Source organism: Burkholderia sp. SRS-25, from assembly GCF_004343765.1.
Lineage (GTDB): Bacteria > Pseudomonadota > Gammaproteobacteria > Burkholderiales > Burkholderiaceae > Burkholderia > Burkholderia contaminans.
Map to the genome: position 1 here is coordinate 74,749 of NZ_PTXM01000023.1, position 20,549 is coordinate 95,297.

19 protein-coding genes are annotated in these 20,549 nt (G+C 65.1%); 14 read left to right on the forward strand and 5 right to left on the reverse strand.

Going from position 1 to position 20,549, the window contains the following annotated elements; all coding sequences use genetic code 11:
• Window positions 1-17: 17 nt before the first annotated feature.
• Window positions 18-446, reverse strand: coding sequence for a hypothetical protein (locus tag C5O79_RS29715; RefSeq protein WP_122475564.1), 429 nt, complete (start codon window positions 444-446; stop codon window positions 18-20).
• 296 nt (window positions 447-742) lie between these two features.
• On the opposite strand from C5O79_RS29715, the gene C5O79_RS29720 reads away from it, so the two are divergent.
• Together C5O79_RS29720 and C5O79_RS29725 are read left to right on the forward strand one after the other, a co-directional pair.
• On the forward strand, window positions 743-2,278 hold the full coding sequence (locus C5O79_RS29720) for a sigma-70 family RNA polymerase sigma factor (protein ID WP_131932003.1): 1,536 nt from the start codon (window positions 743-745) through the stop codon (window positions 2,276-2,278).
• Window positions 2,279-2,459: 181 nt separating this feature from the next.
• On the forward strand, window positions 2,460-3,362 hold the full coding sequence (locus C5O79_RS29725; RefSeq protein ID WP_046547578.1) for a helix-hairpin-helix domain-containing protein: 903 nt from the start codon (window positions 2,460-2,462) through the stop codon (window positions 3,360-3,362).
• Window position 3,363: 1 nt separating this feature from the next.
• On the opposite strand, the gene C5O79_RS29730 is transcribed toward C5O79_RS29725, so the two are convergent.
• Window positions 3,364-4,326 carry a hypothetical protein gene (locus C5O79_RS29730; RefSeq protein ID WP_131932005.1) on the reverse strand — a complete coding sequence of 321 codons (963 nt, stop codon included), beginning with the start codon at window positions 4,324-4,326 and terminating at the stop codon, window positions 3,364-3,366.
• Entirely contained in the window at window positions 4,248-4,673 is a 426-nt protein-coding gene (locus tag C5O79_RS29735; RefSeq protein WP_122475556.1) for a helix-turn-helix domain-containing protein, read from the reverse strand. Before C5O79_RS29735 ends, C5O79_RS29730 begins: the two co-directional genes overlap by 79 nt.
• A gap of 140 nt (window positions 4,674-4,813) precedes the next feature.
• Between C5O79_RS29735 and C5O79_RS29740 the strand changes: the two genes are divergently transcribed.
• Window positions 4,814-5,311, forward strand: coding sequence for a DUF2938 domain-containing protein (locus C5O79_RS29740; protein WP_122475554.1), 498 nt, complete (start codon window positions 4,814-4,816; stop codon window positions 5,309-5,311).
• Between the two features lie 255 nt (window positions 5,312-5,566).
• On the opposite strand, the gene C5O79_RS29745 is transcribed toward C5O79_RS29740, so the two are convergent.
• Entirely contained in the window at window positions 5,567-6,007 is a 441-nt protein-coding gene (locus tag C5O79_RS29745) for a MarR family transcriptional regulator (RefSeq protein WP_047850156.1), read from the reverse strand.
• Between the two features lie 121 nt (window positions 6,008-6,128).
• Here C5O79_RS29745 and C5O79_RS29750 point away from each other — a divergent pair, with 121 nt between their 5' ends.
• Window positions 6,129-7,658, forward strand: coding sequence for a DHA2 family efflux MFS transporter permease subunit (locus tag C5O79_RS29750; protein ID WP_131932007.1), 1,530 nt, complete (start codon window positions 6,129-6,131; stop codon window positions 7,656-7,658).
• Window positions 7,659-7,695: 37 nt separating this feature from the next.
• On the opposite strand, the gene C5O79_RS29755 is transcribed toward C5O79_RS29750, so the two are convergent.
• Window positions 7,696-9,210 (reverse strand): acetyl-CoA hydrolase/transferase family protein, encoded by a 1,515-nt coding sequence (locus C5O79_RS29755; protein ID WP_039357117.1) that lies wholly within the window; start codon window positions 9,208-9,210, stop codon window positions 7,696-7,698.
• Window positions 9,211-9,863: 653 nt separating this feature from the next.
• On the opposite strand from C5O79_RS29755, the gene C5O79_RS29760 reads away from it, so the two are divergent.
• From C5O79_RS29760 to C5O79_RS29805, 10 genes are all read left to right on the forward strand, one after another.
• The gene (locus tag C5O79_RS29760) at window positions 9,864-10,544 is read left to right on the forward strand and encodes a CDP-alcohol phosphatidyltransferase family protein (protein WP_039357120.1); all 681 of its coding nucleotides are present in this window, start codon (window positions 9,864-9,866) and stop codon (window positions 10,542-10,544) included.
• The gene (locus C5O79_RS29765) at window positions 10,541-11,350 is read left to right on the forward strand and encodes a 2OG-Fe(II) oxygenase (protein WP_047850157.1); all 810 of its coding nucleotides are present in this window, start codon (window positions 10,541-10,543) and stop codon (window positions 11,348-11,350) included. The genes C5O79_RS29760 and C5O79_RS29765 overlap by 4 nt, the downstream gene beginning before the upstream one ends.
• Entirely contained in the window at window positions 11,347-12,348 is a 1,002-nt protein-coding gene (locus tag C5O79_RS29770; RefSeq protein ID WP_046547571.1) for an HpnL family protein, read from the forward strand. The genes C5O79_RS29765 and C5O79_RS29770 overlap by 4 nt, the downstream gene beginning before the upstream one ends.
• Window positions 12,349-12,384: 36 nt before the next feature.
• The gene (locus C5O79_RS29775) at window positions 12,385-13,152 is read left to right on the forward strand and encodes a phosphocholine cytidylyltransferase family protein (RefSeq protein WP_046547570.1); all 768 of its coding nucleotides are present in this window, start codon (window positions 12,385-12,387) and stop codon (window positions 13,150-13,152) included.
• Complete coding sequence (gene aepX, locus C5O79_RS29780; protein WP_047850159.1) at window positions 13,149-14,834, forward strand: phosphoenolpyruvate mutase; 1,686 nt, start codon at window positions 13,149-13,151, stop codon at window positions 14,832-14,834. Before C5O79_RS29775 ends, aepX begins: the two co-directional genes overlap by 4 nt.
• Complete coding sequence (gene aepY / locus C5O79_RS29785) at window positions 14,831-16,012, forward strand: phosphonopyruvate decarboxylase (RefSeq protein ID WP_122475552.1); 1,182 nt, start codon at window positions 14,831-14,833, stop codon at window positions 16,010-16,012. Before aepX ends, aepY begins: the two co-directional genes overlap by 4 nt.
• Complete coding sequence (locus tag C5O79_RS29790; protein WP_122475550.1) at window positions 16,012-17,076, forward strand: 2-aminoethylphosphonate aminotransferase; 1,065 nt, start codon at window positions 16,012-16,014, stop codon at window positions 17,074-17,076. Before aepY ends, C5O79_RS29790 begins: the two co-directional genes overlap by 1 nt.
• A gap of 475 nt (window positions 17,077-17,551) precedes the next feature.
• On the forward strand, window positions 17,552-18,865 hold the full coding sequence (locus C5O79_RS29795; protein ID WP_122475548.1) for an AAA family ATPase: 1,314 nt from the start codon (window positions 17,552-17,554) through the stop codon (window positions 18,863-18,865).
• Window positions 18,865-19,473: an HNH endonuclease gene (locus C5O79_RS29800; RefSeq protein ID WP_122475546.1), complete on the forward strand. Its 609-nt coding sequence runs from the start codon at window positions 18,865-18,867 to the stop codon at window positions 19,471-19,473. Before C5O79_RS29795 ends, C5O79_RS29800 begins: the two co-directional genes overlap by 1 nt.
• A 246-nt stretch (window positions 19,474-19,719) precedes the next feature.
• Window positions 19,720-20,538, forward strand: coding sequence for a multidrug ABC transporter ATPase (locus C5O79_RS29805; protein ID WP_122475544.1), 819 nt, complete (start codon window positions 19,720-19,722; stop codon window positions 20,536-20,538).
• Window positions 20,539-20,549 lie beyond the last annotated feature (11 nt).

The following is a 20,549-nucleotide window of genomic DNA, read 5'->3' on the forward strand; positions in this document are numbered from 1 at the left end:
GTGCCCCCGCGCGCCGGTCAATGCCGATGCCCGCCCCAGCCGCCACCCCAGTGGCCGCCGCCCCACGGACGATGCCAGTACCCGCCGTGTCCGCGCCAGCCACCGCCCCATCCGCCCCAGAAGCCGACCGAGATAGCCGGTGCGCCCCAGCCGTACCAGCCCGGGTAATACGCGGGGGCGTAGTACGGATACGGATAGGGGTAGGGATACGGCGGCGGATAGGCCGGCGCGACGTAGACGGGAGCCGGCTCGACCACCGCCGCAGCCGGGCCCGGCGAAGCGGTGGCCGGTGCAGCCGGCGTGACGGGGATCTCGCGCTGCGTCAGCGTGGCCGGCGCCGGCGCGTAGTAAGGCGCATAGCCATACGGACTCGTGTAATAACAGCCGCCGAGCGCCAGCGTCGTCAATGCGAATACCGCACACCTCGCGGCAGGAAACGGGGTCATCTGTTGCTCCGGCAGAATCCGCGCATCGCCCCCAGGCGCGCGCCTGACTCTAGCTTACGTCCCCTGCAGATTTCCGCTCGATATGATCGGTTACTTTTTGTTTCCTGCACCGGACGGGGCTCGGGCACGCCGCGTGCTGGCACGTCTGCCACGCCCGCGTTGAAGTTCGCACAAATGCCCTCAACTTGAACGATGTCAGGCTGGCCGGCGCGGACGGGGTTCGCGAACAACCGGCGGCCCGAAACCAGCGGACTTCGGCCCGCCCAGACAGGAACGCGGCTCACGCCGCCATCGACATGACTACGCCACGCCCCACTCCCCGGGCGGACACGCCGCTCGATCCGATCATCCAGTTGCTGGCGCTCGCCGGCGAACAGGGTTATCTGACCCACGCCGACCTCGTCGACGCGCTGCCGCCCGAAAGCGACAGCCCCGACGCGCTCGACGTCGTGCGCGCCGCGCTCGCCGACATCGGCATCGCCGTGCTCGACGAGCCGCCCGCGCCTGCGCCGTTCGCCGGTTCGGCGCCTGTCGACGTCGATCGCGATGCGCTCGACGAAGGCCGCGCGATGCTCGGCGACCTCGCACGCGGCACGAGCGCGTCGACCGATCCGCTCGCCCTCTACATGCGCCGCATGCAGGCGGTGCCGCTGCTCACGCGCGAAGGCGAAATCGTGCTGGCGCGCGAGATCGAGACGGGCCGTCACCAGATCCTGCACGCGCTCGCCGGCTATCCGGCAGCGGTGGACGCGCTGCTTGCACGTCATCGCGCAACGGCTTCGACCGGCGCAGCCGGGTCGTCCGATGACGACGCCGGCGACACGCCTGCGCCGGCCAGCTACGACGCGTTGCAGGCGGCCGTCGCGGCCTTGCGCGGCGCGTTGCACGCACACGGCTACCGTTCGGACGAATACCGTGACGCACGCAACCACGTCGCCGCCCTGCTCGGCTCGATCGCGTGGATCGCACCGGCCGTCGACGACGCAAGCGGCGTCGTGCGCACGCTCGTGTCCGCGCCGCATCGCGCCGTGGCGGGCGAAGCCGCCTGCTTCGACACGGTCGCGCGGCGGGCGCTCGCCGCCGCGCTTGCAGACGGCCAGCAGAAAGTGCGCGACGCCACGCGCGCGATGCTCGAGGCGAACCTGCGGCTCGTGCTGTCGATCGCGCGCAAGTACATGAACCGCGGCGTCGACCTGCCCGATCTCGTGCAGGACGGCAGCCTCGGCCTGATGCGCGCGATCGAGAAATTCGAATACCGGCGCGGGTTCAAGTTCTCGACCTATGCGACCTGGTGGATCCGCCAGGCGATCGCGCGCGCGGTCGCGGATCGCGCCCGCACGATCCGCGTGCCCGTGCACGTCGGCGACCAGTACCAGCGCGTGCAGCGGCATGCGCTGCGGTTTCGCCAGCGCACGGGCCGCAGGGCGACGCCGGCCGACCTCGCGGCCGAAACCGGCCTCGACGAGGACAAGCTGCGCGCGGTGCTCGCGCTGCCTGCGGAGCCCGTATCGCTCGACACGCCGCTGCCCGACGCCGACACCGGCCTCGTGGAGCTGATCGAGGACCAGGCGTCGGCCAGCCCGTTCGAGCAACTGGCCGACACGCGGATGCGCGAGTGCGTGAGGTCGCTGCTCCGGTCGGTCACGCCGGCCGAGGCCGACGTGCTGCGCCGGCGGTTCGGCCTCGGCGGCGCCGAGCCCGATACCTACGACGCGATCGCGCAGGACGCAGGCATGTCGCGCGAACGCGTGCGGCAGATCGAGAAACGGGCGCTCGCCACGTTGCGCACGGCAGCCGAGGCAGAAAACGCGCAGTCGTTCCTCGACGCTTGATCGCATCACGCGACGCACGGTCGTGCCGCTTTCCGGCACGACCGTGCGCTTCGAACCTGTGCTACGTTTGCCATTGACGTGCGTCAAGTTTTCTTCGTCGCGTGTCGCGACAATGATGAACAGCCGACCGGCGCATTGCTCGCCGTGTCCATTCCGTTTGTGCTTCCCCAGGTCCCTCGCCATGCAGACGAGCGCCAGCCAAACGTACGAGGAAAACCGGCATATCGCGGCCTGCCTGCGCGAGGCGGCGCAGCGGCTGGCTGACCAGGGCGCGAATCCGTACCGGGTCGCCGCATACCGCGCGTCTGCCGAGACGGTCGATGCGCTCGACCTCGACATCCGCACCCTGTTCGAATCCGGCGGCGTCGATGCGCTCGGGATGCTGCCCGAGATCGGCACGGGCGTCGCCCAGGCGATTGCCGAGCTGCTGGTGACGGGGCGCTGGCGCCAGCTCGACCGGCTGTGCGGCGACGCCGAACGCACCTCCGCGTTCGAAGCGGTCCCGGGCATCGGCCACGCGCTCGCGCTGCGCATTCACGACCTGCTGCATATCGATACGCTCGAGGAACTCGAACGCGCGGCCCGCACCGGCCAGCTCGAAACGATCTCGGGCGTCGGCCCGCGGCGCGCGGCCGGCATCCGCACCGCGCTCGACGACGTGCTGAGCCGCCGCCGGCGCTGGCAGGGCCACGTGCAGGACGCCGGCCCCGGCACCGAGCCGCCCGTCGAACTCCTGCTCTACATCGACCGCCTGTACCGCAACAAGGCCGCCGCCGGCGTGTTGCCGACGCCTGGCTTCGTGCAACGCGTCACCGCGCATCGGCGCCCCAATGCGGACGACTACGTGCCGCTGCCCGTCATGCATATGACCAAGGGCGGCTGGCATTTCACCGCGCTGTGCCTGCATGCCGCGATGCGCACGCCGGAGGCTTCCCGCCCGACGGACTGGGTCTCGCTCTATTTCTACGACGCCCTGCAGTGCGAACACCAGCGCACCGTCTTCACCGAAACGTACGGCTCGCTCGTCGGCAAGCGCATCGTGCGCGGGCGCGAGCGGGAATGCCGCGTGTACTACGCGGGATAAATCAGTCGTCGCCGGTTTTGTCGAAGTCGAACGCCACGCCGAGCACCGACGCGATCTCGCGACATGCATGCGTGAGCGTGCGTGATCGGCGGCCGGAATAGTCTGCCGCGAGATAGAACCAGGTCGAATGCGGCCCGCAATCGTCTTTACTGTTCCGTTTCGGTACGTCGAACCAGAACTTCACCATGTAGCCGCCCTTCCAGCGAACCGGAATCACGTGCGTGAGCTGCATTCTCGTGATTGCGCCGTGGCGAAACCGGAAGGTGTCGTCGCCGACGCGGAACCCCGACCACGCGCCGTCGTTCGACGCGAACACGGTCAGCATTTCGTCCGGCAGCACGACGTACGGGGCGTCTTCCTTGGCCGGCTCGGCCGCCGACACCATCGCCGCCCCCGAACCGTCACGCCCCGTCTCGACGTCCACATAGGCTTCGATCGTCCGCTTCGCCTTGTCGTAGAAACTGCGCGTCACTTCGGACCGCGCGGCGTCGGCAATCAGCACCAGTTGTTTGAATCGTACCTGCTCGCCGTATCGAAGCGGCACATCGTGCAGGTCGTCGGGCTCGTCAGCCAGTTCGTCCTCCCGATCATCGGTCGGTACAGGTGGAGCGGTCATGACAGGCGGTTCAATGCCCCCGCGCCGCCGTGTCACCCAATCGATTCCCAACGCCAGCAGCACTTGCGGCGTCACCATCACGACGGCCATCGTCGCGAGCCCGGCGAGCACCCCGTAATGCGGCGCGACCCTCGATGCCGCATACGCGGCAGGAAACACAAGCAAAATCCACACACGCAACCCCGTTGCCCCTGTTTTGGATGTCCGGCAAGGAATGGCTCGGCGCACCACCCTGCCGCCACACCAACCCGCCAATGCCCGCTCGCCGCCTACGCGCCTTCCGTCTTCGTCCGGCGGGCCGGGTGGCGATGCGCGGCGATGCGCAGCAGCTTCTGGAACGACGGGCATTCGAGATGGTTCGATGCCGGGCACACGGCCGCATGCCGCAACGCATCGCGCACGGCGCCGAGCCGGCGGATCGTGCGGTCGAGTTCGTCGGCCTTGCCGTCGAGCTTCGCGCGATCGATCGCAGGCAGGCCGTCCGTGCCGACCATCACAAGGATGTCGTCGAGCGAAAAGCCGGCCTCGCGGCCCAGTGCGATCAGCGCCAGGCGCTCCAGCACCGACTCGTCGTACTGCCGCCGCAGCCCGTGGCGGCCGATCGGCACGATCAGCCCTTTTTCCTCGTAATAGCGCAGCGTCGACGCGGGCAATCCCGAGCGTCGCGCCACCTCTGCAATGTCCAGCCGGCTCATGCTTGACCTCAAGTGAACTTGAAGTTGCAAGATAGTCGTTCGACTCCATGAAGACAAGCCCGGACTGCCATGAAACCGTTGAGACCCCGCTGTATTCCGCTGCACGGCGCAGCCTGTTCCCTTCTCTGTGGAGGGACGCGATGAGCCTGCCCGCCATCCTGCTCGACCTGCTGCTGATCGGCTCGGGCGCCACGCTCGTGATGGATCTGTGGACGCTGTTCCGGCGGCGTGCATTCGGCATTCCGTCGCTCGACTATGCGCTGGTCGGCCGCTGGATCGGTCACATGATGCATGGCCGGTTCCGGCATGCGTCGATCGTCGCCTCGGCACCCGTTCCCGGCGAACGCGCGCTCGGCTGGGTCGCCCATTACGCGATCGGCATCGCGTTCGCGGCGCTGCCTCCCCTGATCGCCGGCCACGCGTGGATCGACGCGCCGACGCCGCTGCCGGCACTCGTCGCCGGGCTCGCGAGCGTCGCCGCCCCGTTCTTTGTGATGCAGCCGGCGCTCGGTCTCGGCATCGCGGCGTCGCGCACACCGCAGCCGGGCGTCGCGCGCCGGCGCAGCGTCGTCACGCATCTGTCGTACGGAATGGGGCTCTATCTTGCGGCGTACACGCTCGCGGCGCTGGCCCGTTGAGCACATGAACTCCACAAGGCCCTAACAACTGGCGTCGGCTCGACCGAGCCGACATCGACACCCACGCAAGCGCTTTGTCGAGCCCAGCGGGCACTCGTCCTGTGCCAGCCGGACGAAGGCCACGCCGGGCATCGGCACCAGCGCAACGGCAATGACAACGCCGCGTGCCGGCATGGGGGCAAACGCGGCGTGCTCGCGCGCTGCCGCCCGGTGTTTTCTGGTCGTTCATCCGGGCCGCCCGAATGGCGGCCCACATCATTCCCCGCCGCAGTCGATCAGGTTGTGGCGTACACGCCCGAGCAGCCGCACCAGCGTATCGCGCTCGTCGGGCGTGAAGCCGCGCAGCCCGTCGTCGGCGACGGTGTCGCCCACTTCGAGCATCTGCGGAAAGATCTCGCGCGACTTGTCGGTCAGCCGGATCACGAATGCGCGGCGATCGTCGTCGTTCGCGATGCGCTCGATCCAGCCGTAGCTTTCCATCCGGTCAAGCAACCGCGTAAGCGAGATCGGCGCGATCTCGAGCCATTCGGCGAGCCGCGCCTGATTCATCTCGCCCTTCCACGTCAGGTACGCGAGCACGCGGCTTTGCGCCCGTGTCAGCCCGATGCGCTTCGCGCGCCGGTCGAACAGGCGTCCGTTCAGGCGGGCAACGTCGGCGATCAGATAGCCGATCCGGTTCTCGTAAGTCTTGTCCATGCGGCGATTATAGGGGTCAAGCCGACAATGCCCAGGCGATAAGCGGATATATAATAAGCGTGCTTATAATTCAAGTCATACCGGATCGCCGCCCACGGCGACCGCCCCACGGAGACACCGCTTGAACCCCGCCGCCGATGCCCCCGCCTCGCCCGCGCTGAACCGGCCGATGCTGACCTTGTCGATCATGCTCGCCACGCTGATCCAGACCCTCGACAGCACGATCGCGAACGTTGCACTGCCGCACATGCAGGGCACGCTGTCCGCGTCGCAGGACGAGATCACGTGGGTGCTGACCTCGTATATCGTCGCCGCGGCGATCGCGACCCCGCTCACCGGCTGGCTGTCCGACCGGCTCAGCGTGAAACGGCTGCTGATCGTGTCGATCGCGGGCTTCACGGTTGCGTCGGCGCTATGCGGGCTGTCGGAGACGCTCGTGCAGATCGTCGGCGCGCGCCTGCTGCAGGGCGTGTTCGGCGCCGCGCTGGTGCCGCTGTCGCAGTCGATCCTGCTCGACATCAATCCGCGCGAGAAACAAGGCCAGGCGATGGCGATCTGGGGGATGGGCGTGATGGTCGGCCCGATCCTCGGCCCGACGCTAGGCGGCTGGCTCACCGACAGCTACAACTGGCGCTGGGTGTTCTTCATCAACGTGCCGATCGGAGCGTTCGCGCTCGCCGGCGTGATGACCTTCCTGCCCGCACGCGCGCCGCGCCCGCACGTGAAGTTCGACGCGTTCGGCTTCGCGACGCTCGCGCTCGCGATCGGTGCGTTCCAGGCCATGCTCGACCGCGGCGAACAGCTCGACTGGTTCGGCTCGTACGAGGTCCGCATCGAGGCGATCGTCGCGGCGCTCAGCTTCGCGTTCTTCCTCGTGCATACGGCGACCGTCGGCAAGGCGTCGTTCTTCAAGTCGGAACTGCTGCGAGACCCGAACTTCGCCACCGGCACGCTGTTCATCTTCGTGGTCGGCGCGGTGCTGTACGCGACACGCGCGCTGCTGCCGCCGATGCTGCAGAACCTGATGGGCTACCCGGTCGCGACGACGGGCCTCGTCACCGCGCCAAGCGGCGCCGGCACGATGATCGCGATGCTGTTCGTCGGCAGGCTGCTGAAATACGTGGATGCGCGGATGCTGCTGCTCGCGGGGCTGTCGATTTCCGCGCTCGCGCTCTGGCAGATGATGCAGTACACGGTCGTGCTGTCCGAAGCGGACATCGTGTGGCCCGGCGTGGTGCAGGGCTTCGGGCTGGGGCTCGTGTTCGTGCCGCTGAGCGCGCTGTCGTTCTCGACGCTGCCGCCCGATCTGCGCGCTGACGGCACGGCCACCTACAGCCTGATGCGCAACATCGGCAGCAGTATCGGCATCTCGATCGTGCAGACGCTGATGACGCGCAACACGCAGGTCGCGCATGCCGACCTCGCGACTCACATCACGCCGTTCAACCCGGCGGTGCAGGCGATGACCGGCAGCCGCCTCGACATCGCGCTGCTCGACCGCACGATCAACCAGCAGGCGTCGATGATCGCGTACCTGAACGACTTCAAGCTGATGTTCGTCGCGACGCTGCTGATGATTCCGCTGTTGCTGCTGATCCGCCCGCCGCAGAAAACGGCGAGCGTCGAGATCGCGCACGCGGCGATGGATTGACGGGCGCACGTACGGCGCGCGCCCGCTTCGCTTCGCGTCAGGCCTTCATCGTGCCGGTGCGCACGTAGCGCTCGTGCCACGACAGCGCCTCGGCGAGCAGATGCGGCGTATGTTTGCCGAAGCTTTCGCGCGACGCGCGCTCGAAGTAATCCTCGAGCATCGGCCGGTAATCGGGGTGCGCGCAGGTCGCGATGATCTTGCGTGCGCGCTGCTTCGGCGACAGGCCGCGCAGGTCCGCGAGGCCCTGCTCGGTGACGACCACCGCGACGTCGTGCTCGGTATGGTCGACGTGGCTCGCCATCGGCACGATCCGCGAGATCGCGCCGCCCTTGGCGGTACTCGCCGACATGAAGCACGACAGGTAGCCGTTGCGCGCGAAGTCGCCCGAGCCGCCGATGCCGTTCTGGATCTTCGTGCCCATCACGTGCGTCGAGTTCACGTTGCCGTAGATGTCGGCCTCGATCATCCCGTTCATCGCGATGCAGCCGAGGCGGCGCACGAGTTCCGGATGGTTGCTGATCTCCTGCGGGCGCAGCACGATCTTCTCGCGGAACGTCGCGATTTCGTCGGCAAAGCGCTGCACGGCGGCCGGGCTCAGCGACAGCGCGGTGGCCGACGCGAAGCTCAACGTGCCGTCCTGCAGCAGGTCGAGCATGCCGTCCTGGATCACCTCGGTGTACGCGGTCAGGTTCGAGAAGCCAGCCGAGCTGAGCTCCGCGAGCACCGCGTTCGTGATGTTGCCGACACCCGACTGCAGCGGCAGCAGGTTTTCCGGCAGGCGCCCGCGCTTCACTTCGTGACGCAGGAAGTCGATCAGTTGATGCGCGATCTGCTTCGACGTCGCGTCCGGCGCTGAGAACGCGTTGCTGCGATCCGGCGCGTCGGTCTCGACGATCGCGACGATCTTGTCGGCCGGGCAGCGCAGGTACGGCTCGCCGATCCGGTCGTCGCTCTTCGTCAGCGGAATCGGCTTGCGGTGCGGCGGCAGCGCGGTGCCGTAATAGACGTCGTGCATCCCGTCGAGGCCGAGCGGCTGGCGCGAGTTGACCTCGAGGATCACGTGCTTCGCGCGTTCGAGCCAGGTCTTGTTGTTGCCGATCGACGCGGACGGAATCAGCAGGCCGTCCTCGCGGATGCCCGCGACTTCGACGATCGCGACATCGAGATCGCCGTACAGCCCGAACCATGCGTACTGCGCGACGTGGCTCAGGTGGACGTCCTGGTAGTCGACTTCGCCGCCGTTGATCTTGTCGCGCAACGTCGGGTCGGACTGGTACGGCAGGCGCATCGAGATGCCGTTGGTGCGCGCGAGCGCGCCGTCGAGTTCCGGCGCGGTCGATGCGCCCGTCAGTACGTTGATCCGGAAGTCCTCGCCGCGCGTGTGCGCCGCGTCGATGTGGGCGGCAAGTGCGGCCGGTACGGCTTTCGGATAGCCGGAGCCCGTGAAGCCGCTCATGGCGACGGTCATGCCGGGGCGGATCAGCGCGGCGGCTTCGTCGGCGGTGCGGACGAGCGAACGCAGGGCGGGGGCGAGGATGCGTGATGAAGACATGGCTGGTTTCTGACGCTTGGGTCTGTCGTTGACGTCGCGGGGGGTGTCTCCTGAGCGACATGAAGCCCTTGGGGCCGCGCGGGGCGGCCGGCACCACAGGCACCGTCGGAGTATCGCAGAGGCCATCGCCGCGAAATGTCCGCCAAATGCAAAAGATCCTTGCCGGATTTGCCGGGTATCGAACGACCGTTGTGTGACAGGCGCGCCGTTTAAATCGAGTTCAAACGAAAGGTGTGCGAAAGCTTCGGACAGAATGGCCTGCCGTCGATCACCAACCCGCGCTCATCAATCGACGGATTTCCATTCGGATTTATCGCCTGTCGATCAACAATGACCGATGCCCGTCCGACGCGGCCAATTGTCACCCGATGCGGCTCGTTCCGATCTGACACACGTCAAGCTCGCACACGCCGCGCGACACGCGGAGGGAAGCACGAAAAACACCGCCGCACCTGCCTGTGAGGCCCGTCCGTCCTTGACAGTCGCGCGACGCGAACCACACTGGAATACGAAAGCCGCAGCCCCGCTCGCCCCCCCTTTCGCGCACGCGCTTTTCGGCCGGCCGATCGCCGCAAGACGCGGTAACACTCCCTCATGTCAGGACATTGATCGAATAAAAAGCACCAAATTACAATTCCGTATATATTTCGCCGATGGACCAAAGAAAAACCGCCACACGTTCCGAACCGCCCCTGCCTCGCACCTGGGATGCGCGGCTCGCGCGCTCGCTTGTCCGACCGCTCGTCGACACGCCCGTCACCCCGAATCACCTCACTACCGTTCGCCTGCTGATCGGCCTCGCCGGCGCCTGGTGCCTCGCGCACGGCGGTTTCGGCTGGAGCAATGCAGGCGCGTTCCTGATCGTGCTGTCGAACTTCGTCGACCACACCGATGGCGAGCTCGCGCGCATCAGCGGGAAATCCAGCAAGATCGGTCATTTTTACGACCTCGCGGCAGACGCGCTCGTCACGGTCGCGCTGTTCGTCAGCATGGGCGTCGGCATCGTCGCCCAGGGCGGCCAGATGGCTGCGTCGCCGGTGCTGCTCGGCGCGGTGGCCGGCGCGGCCGTCGCACTGATCTTCTTCCTGCGCATGCGGATCGAATCGTTCGCCGGCAAGGCCGGCACCAAGCAGGCATTCGCCGGCGGCTTCGAGACCGAAGACGTGCTCTACCTGCTGCCGCTCGTGACGCTGTTCGACGGCGTCGAGCCGTTCCTGCTCGCGGCGTCGATCGGCGCCCCGCTGTTCGCCGCGTGGGTCGTGTTCGACTGGTGGCGCATCGTCCGGCGCGGCAACGTTTCGCAGAACCCTACTGAAATCCAGGCTTCCAAATGACTCCTAGCACGCGCGACGACTCCGTGCTGAGCCCGGCACGCCCCGCGCCCGTGCGCGCGGCCGCGGCCGACCCCGATCGCACCGTGGCCGACCGTGTCGGCACGCTCGACCTCGACCGCCTGCGCGGCGACTACACGCGCCAGGGCTCGTTCCTGTACCTCGACCAATTCCTGCCGGCCGACGCACATGCGAAGCTGGCCGGCGCCGCCCGCGCGATGCAGGCCGGCCTGAACCGCAATTACCTGCCCGGCCACAAGCAAGGCGGCAGCGTAAGCCGTCATACGATCGACGAACAGGCGCCGTACATCGCCGAACTGTATCGCTCGAAGGCGCTGATCAGCTTCCTCGAGAAAGTCACGGGCGACAAGCTGATGCTGTCGCCGGACGACGATCCGCACGCGTACGCGCTGTATTACTACACGAAGCCCGGCGACCACATCGGCTGGCACTACGACACGTCGTACTACGACGGCCGCCGCTACACGCTGCTGATCGGCGTGATCGACGAATCGTCGTGCCGGCTCGACTACGAGCTGCACACGCGCAATCCGGACGTGGCCGACGAACCGGGCTCCGTCCAGATCGCCGACGGCGGCATCGTGCTGTTCGACGGCGACAAGCTGCGCCACCGCATCACGCCGCTCGGCCAGAACGAGATGCGCGTGTCGCTCACGTTCGAATACGTGACGAACCCCGGCATGCGGCCGTGGAAGCGCTTCATCTCGAACATGAAGGATGCGATCGCGTATTTCGGTTTCCGCCAGGTGTTCAAGCAACTGGCGACGCGACGCACGACCGGGTCATGACACGCGCCGGCCTCATCCTGCTGTCCCTCGGGACCGCACTCTTCGTTGCACTCCTTGCCTGGCAGGGCGTCGGCGCGGTTGCGTCCACGTTCCTCGCGGCCGGCTGGGGGCTCGCGCTCGTCGCGGCGTTCCACGTCGTGCCGCTCGTGATCGACGCGATCGCAATCTCCGTGATGTTCCGCCCCGGCCAGCCGGGCGCCGAGCTCGGCAACGCGCTGCGCGCGCGCTGGGTCGGCGAATCGGTGAACAGCCTGCTGCCCGCCGGGCAGATCGGCGGCCCCGTGCTGATGGTGCGCCACCTCGCGCAGCGCGGCACGCGGATGGCCGACGCGGCGGCCGCCGTCACGGTCAGCACGACGATGCAGGCGCTTTCGCAGATGGCGTTCGCGCTGATCGGCATCGCCGCGTTCAGCCTGTATGCGACGCACGAATCGGTCGCGCACCTGCGCACGCCCGCGCTGATCGCCACCGGCGTGCTCGGCGCCCTCGCCGCGCTGTTCTACGTGGCGCAGCGGCGCGGGCTGTTCGGCCGCGGCCTGCGCCTCGCGTCGAAGCTGCTCGGCCCGCGCGACTGGTCGTCGCTGGCTACCCGCGCCGATGCGATCGACGACGCGGTGGGCGCGCTGTACCGCGATCGTGCGAAGGTCGCGAAGACGTTCGCATTGAGTCTCGTCGGCTGGATCGTCGGCACCGCGGAAGTGTGGCTCGCGCTGCACTTCCTCGGGCATCCGGTGAGCTGGCTCGACGCGCTGCTGCTCGAGAGTGTCGGCCAGGCCATTCGTGGCGCGGCCTTCGCGATCCCGGGCTCGCTCGGCGCGCAGGAAGGCGGTTACCTGCTTCTCGCGCCGCTGGTCGGACTGCCGCCCGACGCGGCGCTCGCGCTGTCGCTTGCGAAACGCGCGCGCGAACTCGCGCTCGGCCTGCCCGGCCTGCTCTATCTGCATTTCAGTGAAAGAAACTGGCAGCGGCGCCGTGCGCCGCAGCCGCTCGCCGACTGATCGTTCAGATCCGCCGGCTTTTTGGTTGGAGAACCCATGCGAGCCATCATTCTTGCGGCAGGCCTCGGCTTGCGCCTGCAACAACCGCCCGAGGCGCAGTTCCCGAAGTGCCTGCTGCGCTTCGACGACGTTTCGCTGCTCGAGCGCCATCTGCGTGTGCTCGACGCCGCGGGCGTCGACGAGATCGTGCTTGGGCTCGGCTTCCAGCACGAGAAGGTCGAGCAGGAATTGAAGCGCCTCGGCCGCCAGGCCGAGATCGTGATCAACGACCGCTACGACCTCGGCAGCGTGCTGACCGTGCATACCGTCGCCGATGCGATGACGCGCGGCGGCGACGTGCTGCTGATGGACGCCGACGTGCTGTATGACGAGAACATCCTGCACGCACTGGTGGCCGATTCCGACCGCGCGGTCGACCGCCTGCTGATCGATCGCGACTTCGAAGCCGGCGACGAGCCCGTCAAGCTGTGCCTGAAGGACGGCGTGCCGGTCGAACTGCGCAAGCAGCTCGCGGTCGACCTCGAGTACGACACGATCGGCGAATCGGTCGGCTTCTTCCGCTTCACCGAAGGCACCGCGCGCCGCCTCGCGACGATCGTCGCGGGCTACGTCGACAGCGGCCGCGCGAACATGCCGCACGAAGAAGCCGTGCGCGACCTGCTGCTCGAAGGCGGTCACTCGTTCGACGTCGCCGACGTCACCGGCTCACCGTGGATCGAGATCGACTTCCCGAACGACGTCGCTCGCGCCACGCAAGAAATCCTTCCCCTGATTCAACGCACCACCGCAGGAGTCGCACGATGAACGCACGCGAACCCAACTTCACCGAATCGCGCAGCGCACGCCTGCGCCGCATGCTCGTCAGCAGCGACCTCGAATTCCTGATGGAAGCGCACAACGGCCTGTCCGCGCGGATCGTCCGCGAAGCCGGCTTCAAGGGCATCTGGGCGTCGGGCCTCGCGATCTCCGCGCAGTTCGGCGTGCGTGACAACAACGAAGCCAGCTGGACCCAGGTCGTCGACGTGCTCGAATTCATGGCGGACGCGAGCGATCTGCCGATCCTGCTCGACGGCGACACGGGCTACGGCAACTTCAACAACGTGCGCCGCCTCGTGAAGAAGCTCGAGCAGCGCGGCATCGCCGGCGTCTGTATCGAGGACAAGCAGTTCCCGAAGACCAACAGCTTCATCGGCGGCGAGCGCCAGCCGCTCGCGGAAATCGACGAGTTCTGCGGCAAGATCAAGGCCGGCAAGGATTCGCAGACCGATCCCGACTTCTCGATCGTCGCGCGTGTCGAGGCGCTGATCGCCGGCTGGGGGATGGACGAGGCGCTGCGCCGCGCGAACGCATACGCGGAAGCCGGCGCCGACGCGATCCTGATCCACAGCAAGCTGTCGCGCCCGGACGAGATCCTGCAATTCGCGCGCGAATGGAGCGGCAAGGCGCCGCTCGTGATCGTGCCGACCAAGTACTACAGCACGCCGACCGACGTGTTCCGCCAGGCCGGCATCAGCACCGTGATCTGGGCGAACCACCTGATCCGCGCGTCGGCATCCGCGATGCAGGCGACCGCACGCGAGATCCACGAGAGCGAAACGCTGATCAACGTCGAAGACCGCGTTGCATCGGTCAACGAGATCTTCCGCCTGCAGGACGCCGACGAATACTCGGCGGCCGAGCGTATCTACCTGTCGTCGTCGTCGCGCGCGTCGAACGCGGCGATCGTGCTCGCCGCGAGCCGCGGCAAGGGCCTGGAAGCCGTGACCGAAGACAAGCCGAAGGTCATGCTGCCGGTCGCCGGCAAGCCGCTGCTGCGCTGGCTCGTCGACGGCTTCAAGACGCACGGCGTGAACGACATCACCGTGGTCGGCGGCTATCGCGCCGACGCGATCGACACGTCGGGCATCAAGCTCGTCGTCAACGAACGCCACGCACAGACGGGCGAACTCGCGTCGCTCGCCTGCGCGGCCGACCGCCTGACCGGCGACACCGTGATCTCGTACGGCGACCTGCTGTTCCGCAGCTACATCGTGCGCGACCTCGCGGAGAGCGAGGCCGAGTTCAGCGTGGTGGTCGATTCGTCGCTCACCGAAACCAACCAGAGCGTGCGCGATTTCGCGCTCTGCTCCGCCGCTGACGATCGCGGCCTGTTCGGCCAGAAGACGTACCTGCAACGCGTATCGAGCGACGTCGCCGCAGGCACGCCGCACGGCCGCTGGATCGGCCTGCTGAACGTGCGCGGCGCCGGTGTCGAGCGCCTGAAGGCGATGCTCGCGACACTACAGGCGCGTCCGGATTTCGACACGCTCGATATCCCGTCGCTGCTCAACGAACTGATCGCCGCCGGCGAGAAGATCGAAGTGCAGTACGTGCACGGCCACTGGCGCGGCGTCAACGATCTCGAAGACTTCCGCCGCGCGGGCGACTTCGCGCACGGCCAGACGCCGCTGTCCGAACCGGGTGCCGGCAACGGGGGCGCGCAATGATCGAAGCGGCCCAGTTCGTCGAGGCCGCGCGCGAGCGCGGTTTCGACTGGTACGCGGGCGTGCCCTGCTCGTACCTGACGCCGTTCATCAATTACGTGCTGCAGGACCCGACGCTGAATTACGTGTCGGCCGCGAACGAAGGCGACGCGGTCGCGCTGATCGCGGGCGCGACGCTCGGCGGCAAGCGCGGCATTGCGATGATGCAGAACTCGGGGCTCGGCAACGCGGTGAGCCCGCTCACGTCGCTCACGTGGACGTTCCGCCTGCCGCAGCTGCTGATCGTCACGTGGCGCGGCCAGCCGGGCGTGGCCGACGAGCCGCAGCACGCGCTGATGGGCCCGATCACGCCCGCGATGCTCGACACGATGGAGATCCCGTGGGAGACCTTCCCGACCGACCCCGAACAGGTCGGCCCGGCACTCGACCGCGCGATTGCGCACATGGACGCGACGGGCCGCCCGTACGCGCTCGTGATGCAGAAAGGCAGCGTCGCGCCGTATGAGCTGAAGGCCAACCCGGCCGCGAAGCCGCGCGCGCATGTCGCCGCGCAGTCGTCGTCGCGCACCGCGTCGGCCGACGCGTGGCCGACCCGCCAGGACGCGCTGCAGCGCGTGATCGCGCACACGCCGGTCGATTCGACCGTCGTGCTCGCGTCGACCGGCTTTTGCGGCCGTGAACTCTACGCAATCGACGACCGCCCGAACCAGCTGTACATGGTCGGCTCGATGGGTTGCGTGACGCCGCTCGCGCTCGGCCTCGCGCTTGCGCGCCCCGATCTGCGCGTGGTCGCGGTCGACGGCGACGGCGCCGCGCTGATGCGCATGGGCGTGTTCGCGACGCTCGGCACCTACGGCCCGGCCAACCTCACGCACGTGCTGCTCGACAACGGTGCGCACGAATCGACCGGTGGCCAGGCCACCGTGTCGCAACATGTTTCGTTCGCGGGTGTGGCTGCCGCGTGCGGGTATGCGTCGGCGGTCGAAGGCGATACGCTGGACGTGCTCGATACGGCGCTTGCCACGCCGGCCGACGGTACGCAGTTCGTGCGGCTCGCGATCCGCACCGGCGTGCCCGACGGCCTGCCCCGCCCGACCGTCACGCCGGTCGAAGTCAAGACCCGTCTGATGCGGCACATCGGCGCCGCGCAGGCCGAAGCCCACGTTGAAGGAGCCCATTGATGCTGCTGCTGAACCCCGGCCCGGTCACGCTCACCGAACGCGTGCGCCGCAGCCTGCTGCAACCCGATCTGTGCCATCGCGAAAGCGAATTCTTCGATCTGCAGGATGAGGCGCGTGCGCGTCTCGTTGCTGCGTATGAGCTTGATCCGGCTGAGTGGACGGCCGTGCTGATGACGGGGTCGGGCACGGCCGCGGTCGAAAGCATGATCGCCGCGCTCGTGCCGAAGAACGGCAAGCTGCTCGTGATCGAGAACGGTGTATATGGCGAGCGGATTACGCAGATCGCGACGCAGTACGGGATCGCGCATGATGTGCTGAAGCATGAGTGGATGCAGGCGCCCGATCTCGCGCAGATTGGTGCGAAGCTCGATGCGGGTGGGTATTCGCACGTTGCCGTGATTCATCATGAAACGACGACCGGTCGCTTGAACGACCTCGCCGCGATCGCGGAAGTCTGCCGTGCGCGTGGCGTGAAGATGCTCGTTGATGGTGTGAGCAGCTTTGGTGCGGAAGCGATCGATTTCGCCGGTGGCGATATCGATGCCGTTGCCGCGACCGCGAACAAGTGCCTGCACGGCGTGCCGGGCGCAGCGTTCGTGATCGTGCGCCGTAGTGCGCTCGTGAAGGCCGCAAGCCGTACTTACTACCTCGATCTCGGTCGTCTCGCGAAGCTGCAGGATCAGCGCAATACGCCGTTCACGCCTTCCGTGCATGCGTATTACGCACTCGTCGAAGCGCTGCGCGAGTTTGACGAGGCTGGCGGCTGGCGTGCGCGGCATGCGCATTACAAGGCGCTGGCTGATCAGGCGCAAGCCGGGCTCGCCGCGCGCGGGATGCCGCTGGTGCTGCCGGAAGGCGAATCGTCGGTGGTGCTGCGTGCATATCGGTTGCCGCAAGGTGTGACGTACGAGACGCTGCATGACGGGCTCAAGGCGCGTGGCTTTGTGATCTATGCGGGGCAAGGCGGGTTGTCGAAGGAACTGTTCCGGATCTCGACGATGGGCGCGATTCAGGCGGCTGATGTCGAGCGGTTGCTGGAAGGGTTTACGGCGTTGACGCGGTAAGCGCTACCGTTACCTTCGTCTACGAAAGGCCCGCAAGGGCCTTTTTTTCTTCGTCGCACATTTGTCGGAAACACCCGACATATTGGCATCCGTCGGCAAGAAACCACCCTTTTCACCACCCTTTATTGGAACGCTCCGACGGCTGATCAACAGCGGTAAGCGGCCGTCGGGCCCGTTAGGTACATCAATCATGGATCGCAAAGAATCGGTCGTATTGAGCTGCGTCTCAAGTAGGCAACAGTCTTGCTCTCTGCGATAAGATCGATGTGGAACACGCACCGTCGGAACCGCCCGCAGATAGACCGTAAACGTTATGCGACACGTCCCTTGCGGGCGCTCCACGACGACGACGTCACCTCCGGTCAGGCCACATTCATGTTCTGCCTCGCCACCCTCGTCCAAATCCACATTTCAGGGGATAATCAGTGGACGACACATTTTGAGTAACGCAGTTATTGACTGAGCCTAGTCACGCATGCGCATCGATCACATTGCAATTCGAAATTTCCACGGAATCGAACGGGCAGAGTATGACCTGCACCCGTCGATTACAGTTTTGTTAGGCAACAATGCCACCGGCAAATCAGCAATCTTGGATGCACTCGCAATACTGGCAGGCAGTTACTTCTTGGGCATTGATGGCATAAGTTCATTGACAATTAAAAATGACGACATCCGCCAGGAACTTCGCTTCAACAGTGATGGTTCAACCCAGCGCATCTATCACACACCATCCGAGCTATACGCCAAGGGCGAGGTACACGGTGAAATGATTGAATGGTGCCGAGACCGCCTATCTCTATCAGGGAAAACTCGAAAATCTGAAGCCCGAAAGATTGAGCATCTAGGAGCGGACGCGTACGCTGAGGTGAAAAAAGGAACTCACGTAACACGGCCTTTCTTGGGTTACTACTCAGTTGCCAGACTAGGCACTCAAAAGAAAGAAACAGCCAACTTGAAGCGAGCTCTTGCAGACTTGAATGCGGGATATATCAACTCCCTAAACAAAGAAAGCAGTCAATGGGCAGCAGAGCGCTGGTTCGCCGGATTGCAAAGCAGAGCTCTCGAAAATATCGGAAACACCAAAGAAATCCTAACTCTGGTTAAATCCCGTATTTTATCACTTTTTCAATCGGCGGACTGCCCGCTCGATGACATTCGCCACGACCCTGAGACAAATGAAATTTTCGTCCGCTTCCACGAGTCGGGCGGATTTTGTCCCGTGTCACTTCTTAGTAGTGGCTATGAGAGCGTCCTCTCAATGGGACTTGATATTATATACCGAATTTATTCCTTGAATCGCCACCTTGGTCTGGAGGTTTTCAGCGAATCTCCAGGAATAGCTTTAGTGGACGAAACCGACATGCATTTGCATCCAAAATGGCAGGGTTGCATTGTCGAAAAATTACATGCCGCCTTCCCAAAACTTCAATTTATTTTCACTACTCACTCTCCGTTTGTTGTGCAAAGTTTGCGACATGCCCGCATAATCGACCTCGACTCCGATCAACAGCGAGATGTGGGAGATTATTTGAAAAAAAGTATCCCAGAAGTTGCCGAGGAGTATATGGGCATGTCTGACGTGGAGCGCAGCCCCTATTACCTTGAGCAAGTTGCGGCTGCTGAGGAATATTTCACCTTACTCAAGACCACTCCGCGAGGAGATCCTGAAGAACTTGCCAAGGCGAAAGCTCGTTTGGATGAATTTGAAATTCGTTACAACCGAGACCCAGCTTTCGTAGCTTTGCTTCGCGCCGAGCGCAATGCTTCTAAGATGGACGAAAAATAATGCGGCCACTTAAGCGCCTTCCAAACAGTAAAAAATATTTAACTTACCAGAGCTATAAAGCTGATCTACTATCAAGATATGGCTCCTACTGCGCTTATTGTGAAAAAAAGGACGGTGATCTTGATGTAGAGCATGTTGAACCAAAATCCAAGTCAGGAAAGATCACCGACTGGGATAATCTATTACTTGCGTGCCCAACATGCAATAGAGATTTTAAAAAAGCGTTCAATCCAGACCGAAAAGGCTATGTTTTCCCGGATCACAATGAATCTTATAAGGTGTTTCACTATCGATCAAATGGTACCGTTGGTGCGGTTACAGCCGCCGCTGTCGCGACTAGGAAGCTGTGCGGGCTTAACCGACCAGGTGCTATGAGCAACCGGACCGACGCATTCGAACGAGCAAAGGACATGAGAAATGAAGTCCGGGCTGGCACTAGGATGCCGGCAGACGTCATACCTTGGGCTCGTGCCATGGGCCACTGGTCGGTATGGATGACCGTGTTTCGTAGCGAAGCTGCGGTAATCGCACTACTTCTTGACCCTGCAAATTTTCCAGGCATTCGGACTGCCTTTTTACACCCCGTGAATCCGCCAATTGTCCGTTAGTCATCGAAAATGGACTACCTCGTAAAGCAGGAATCTAAAGGGACTGAACTAGGAATCTTGAAGTATTCTGAGCGATGGCTTTCCACCGTCAAGTGCAGGCGGTCAACAAGAGAGCCAATTACGGACTTTCTGCAACCGAATTGAACCCTAGTCATCCCTGTGACCGGGCTACCGACGGCGGCTCTGGGTTCGAATTCGACCCAGCGATGCAACGAAAGTCTGTGAAAACCGTTACCCATCGTGACCATGAGAATCCTCCGCTTCGTCCCGCTGATGGCGCTCGCCGCCGCCACCGCCGGTCAGGCGGCTGACAACCAGGCTTGCGACGACGCGACCGTCGTTTCGGTCGCCCGCTGGGCCGGCGTCACGAGCGCACGCATCGCCACACGCGACGTGGACCGACTCGTCGTCGCGTCGGCATGCAAGGTCATGCCGAATGCGCCCGAAACGACGATCGCGGCCGTTGCGTTCGACTCGCTTCCCAAAAGCAAGAACCCGGACGAGAGCAACAAGCTGCAGGTCATCGCGCTCGTGGAAGGCAGCAAGGTCGTGGCGGCCGAAAAGTCGGTCATCGAAGAGGACGCCGCGACGGAAATCGGCGAGAGCAGCTATCGCATCGACACCGCCCCCTACCGGCTGTCGCCCGACGTGCGCGCGTTCGGCGTCGTGTTCACGAGCAGCGCGCGCGGGGCAAGCTGCCCCGACGCCAACGCCAGCGAGGAACTCACGCTCTGGGTGCGCGACGGCAACCGCATCCGTCCGGTGTTCGGCACCAACCTGTACGGGTGGGTCAGCGTCGAGGGCGACGCCTGCGGCCCCGGTGTCGGCGACGCGCGCAGCGAAGAGGCAAGCATGACGATCGCCGTGGAGAAAACATCGAGCCACGGCTTTGCTGATCTGTCGATCACCGCCCATATTGCGAAGACGCAGCGCAAGGACGGTGATTATTCGGAGACGGGCAAGCGCACCGCACGCACGATCGTCCACTACGACGGCAAGTCGTACGGAATCGATATGTTCCGAAACTTCTGGTATTCGCCTGCCGCAATGAAGCGCTTCAAGTAACGCCCAGGCGG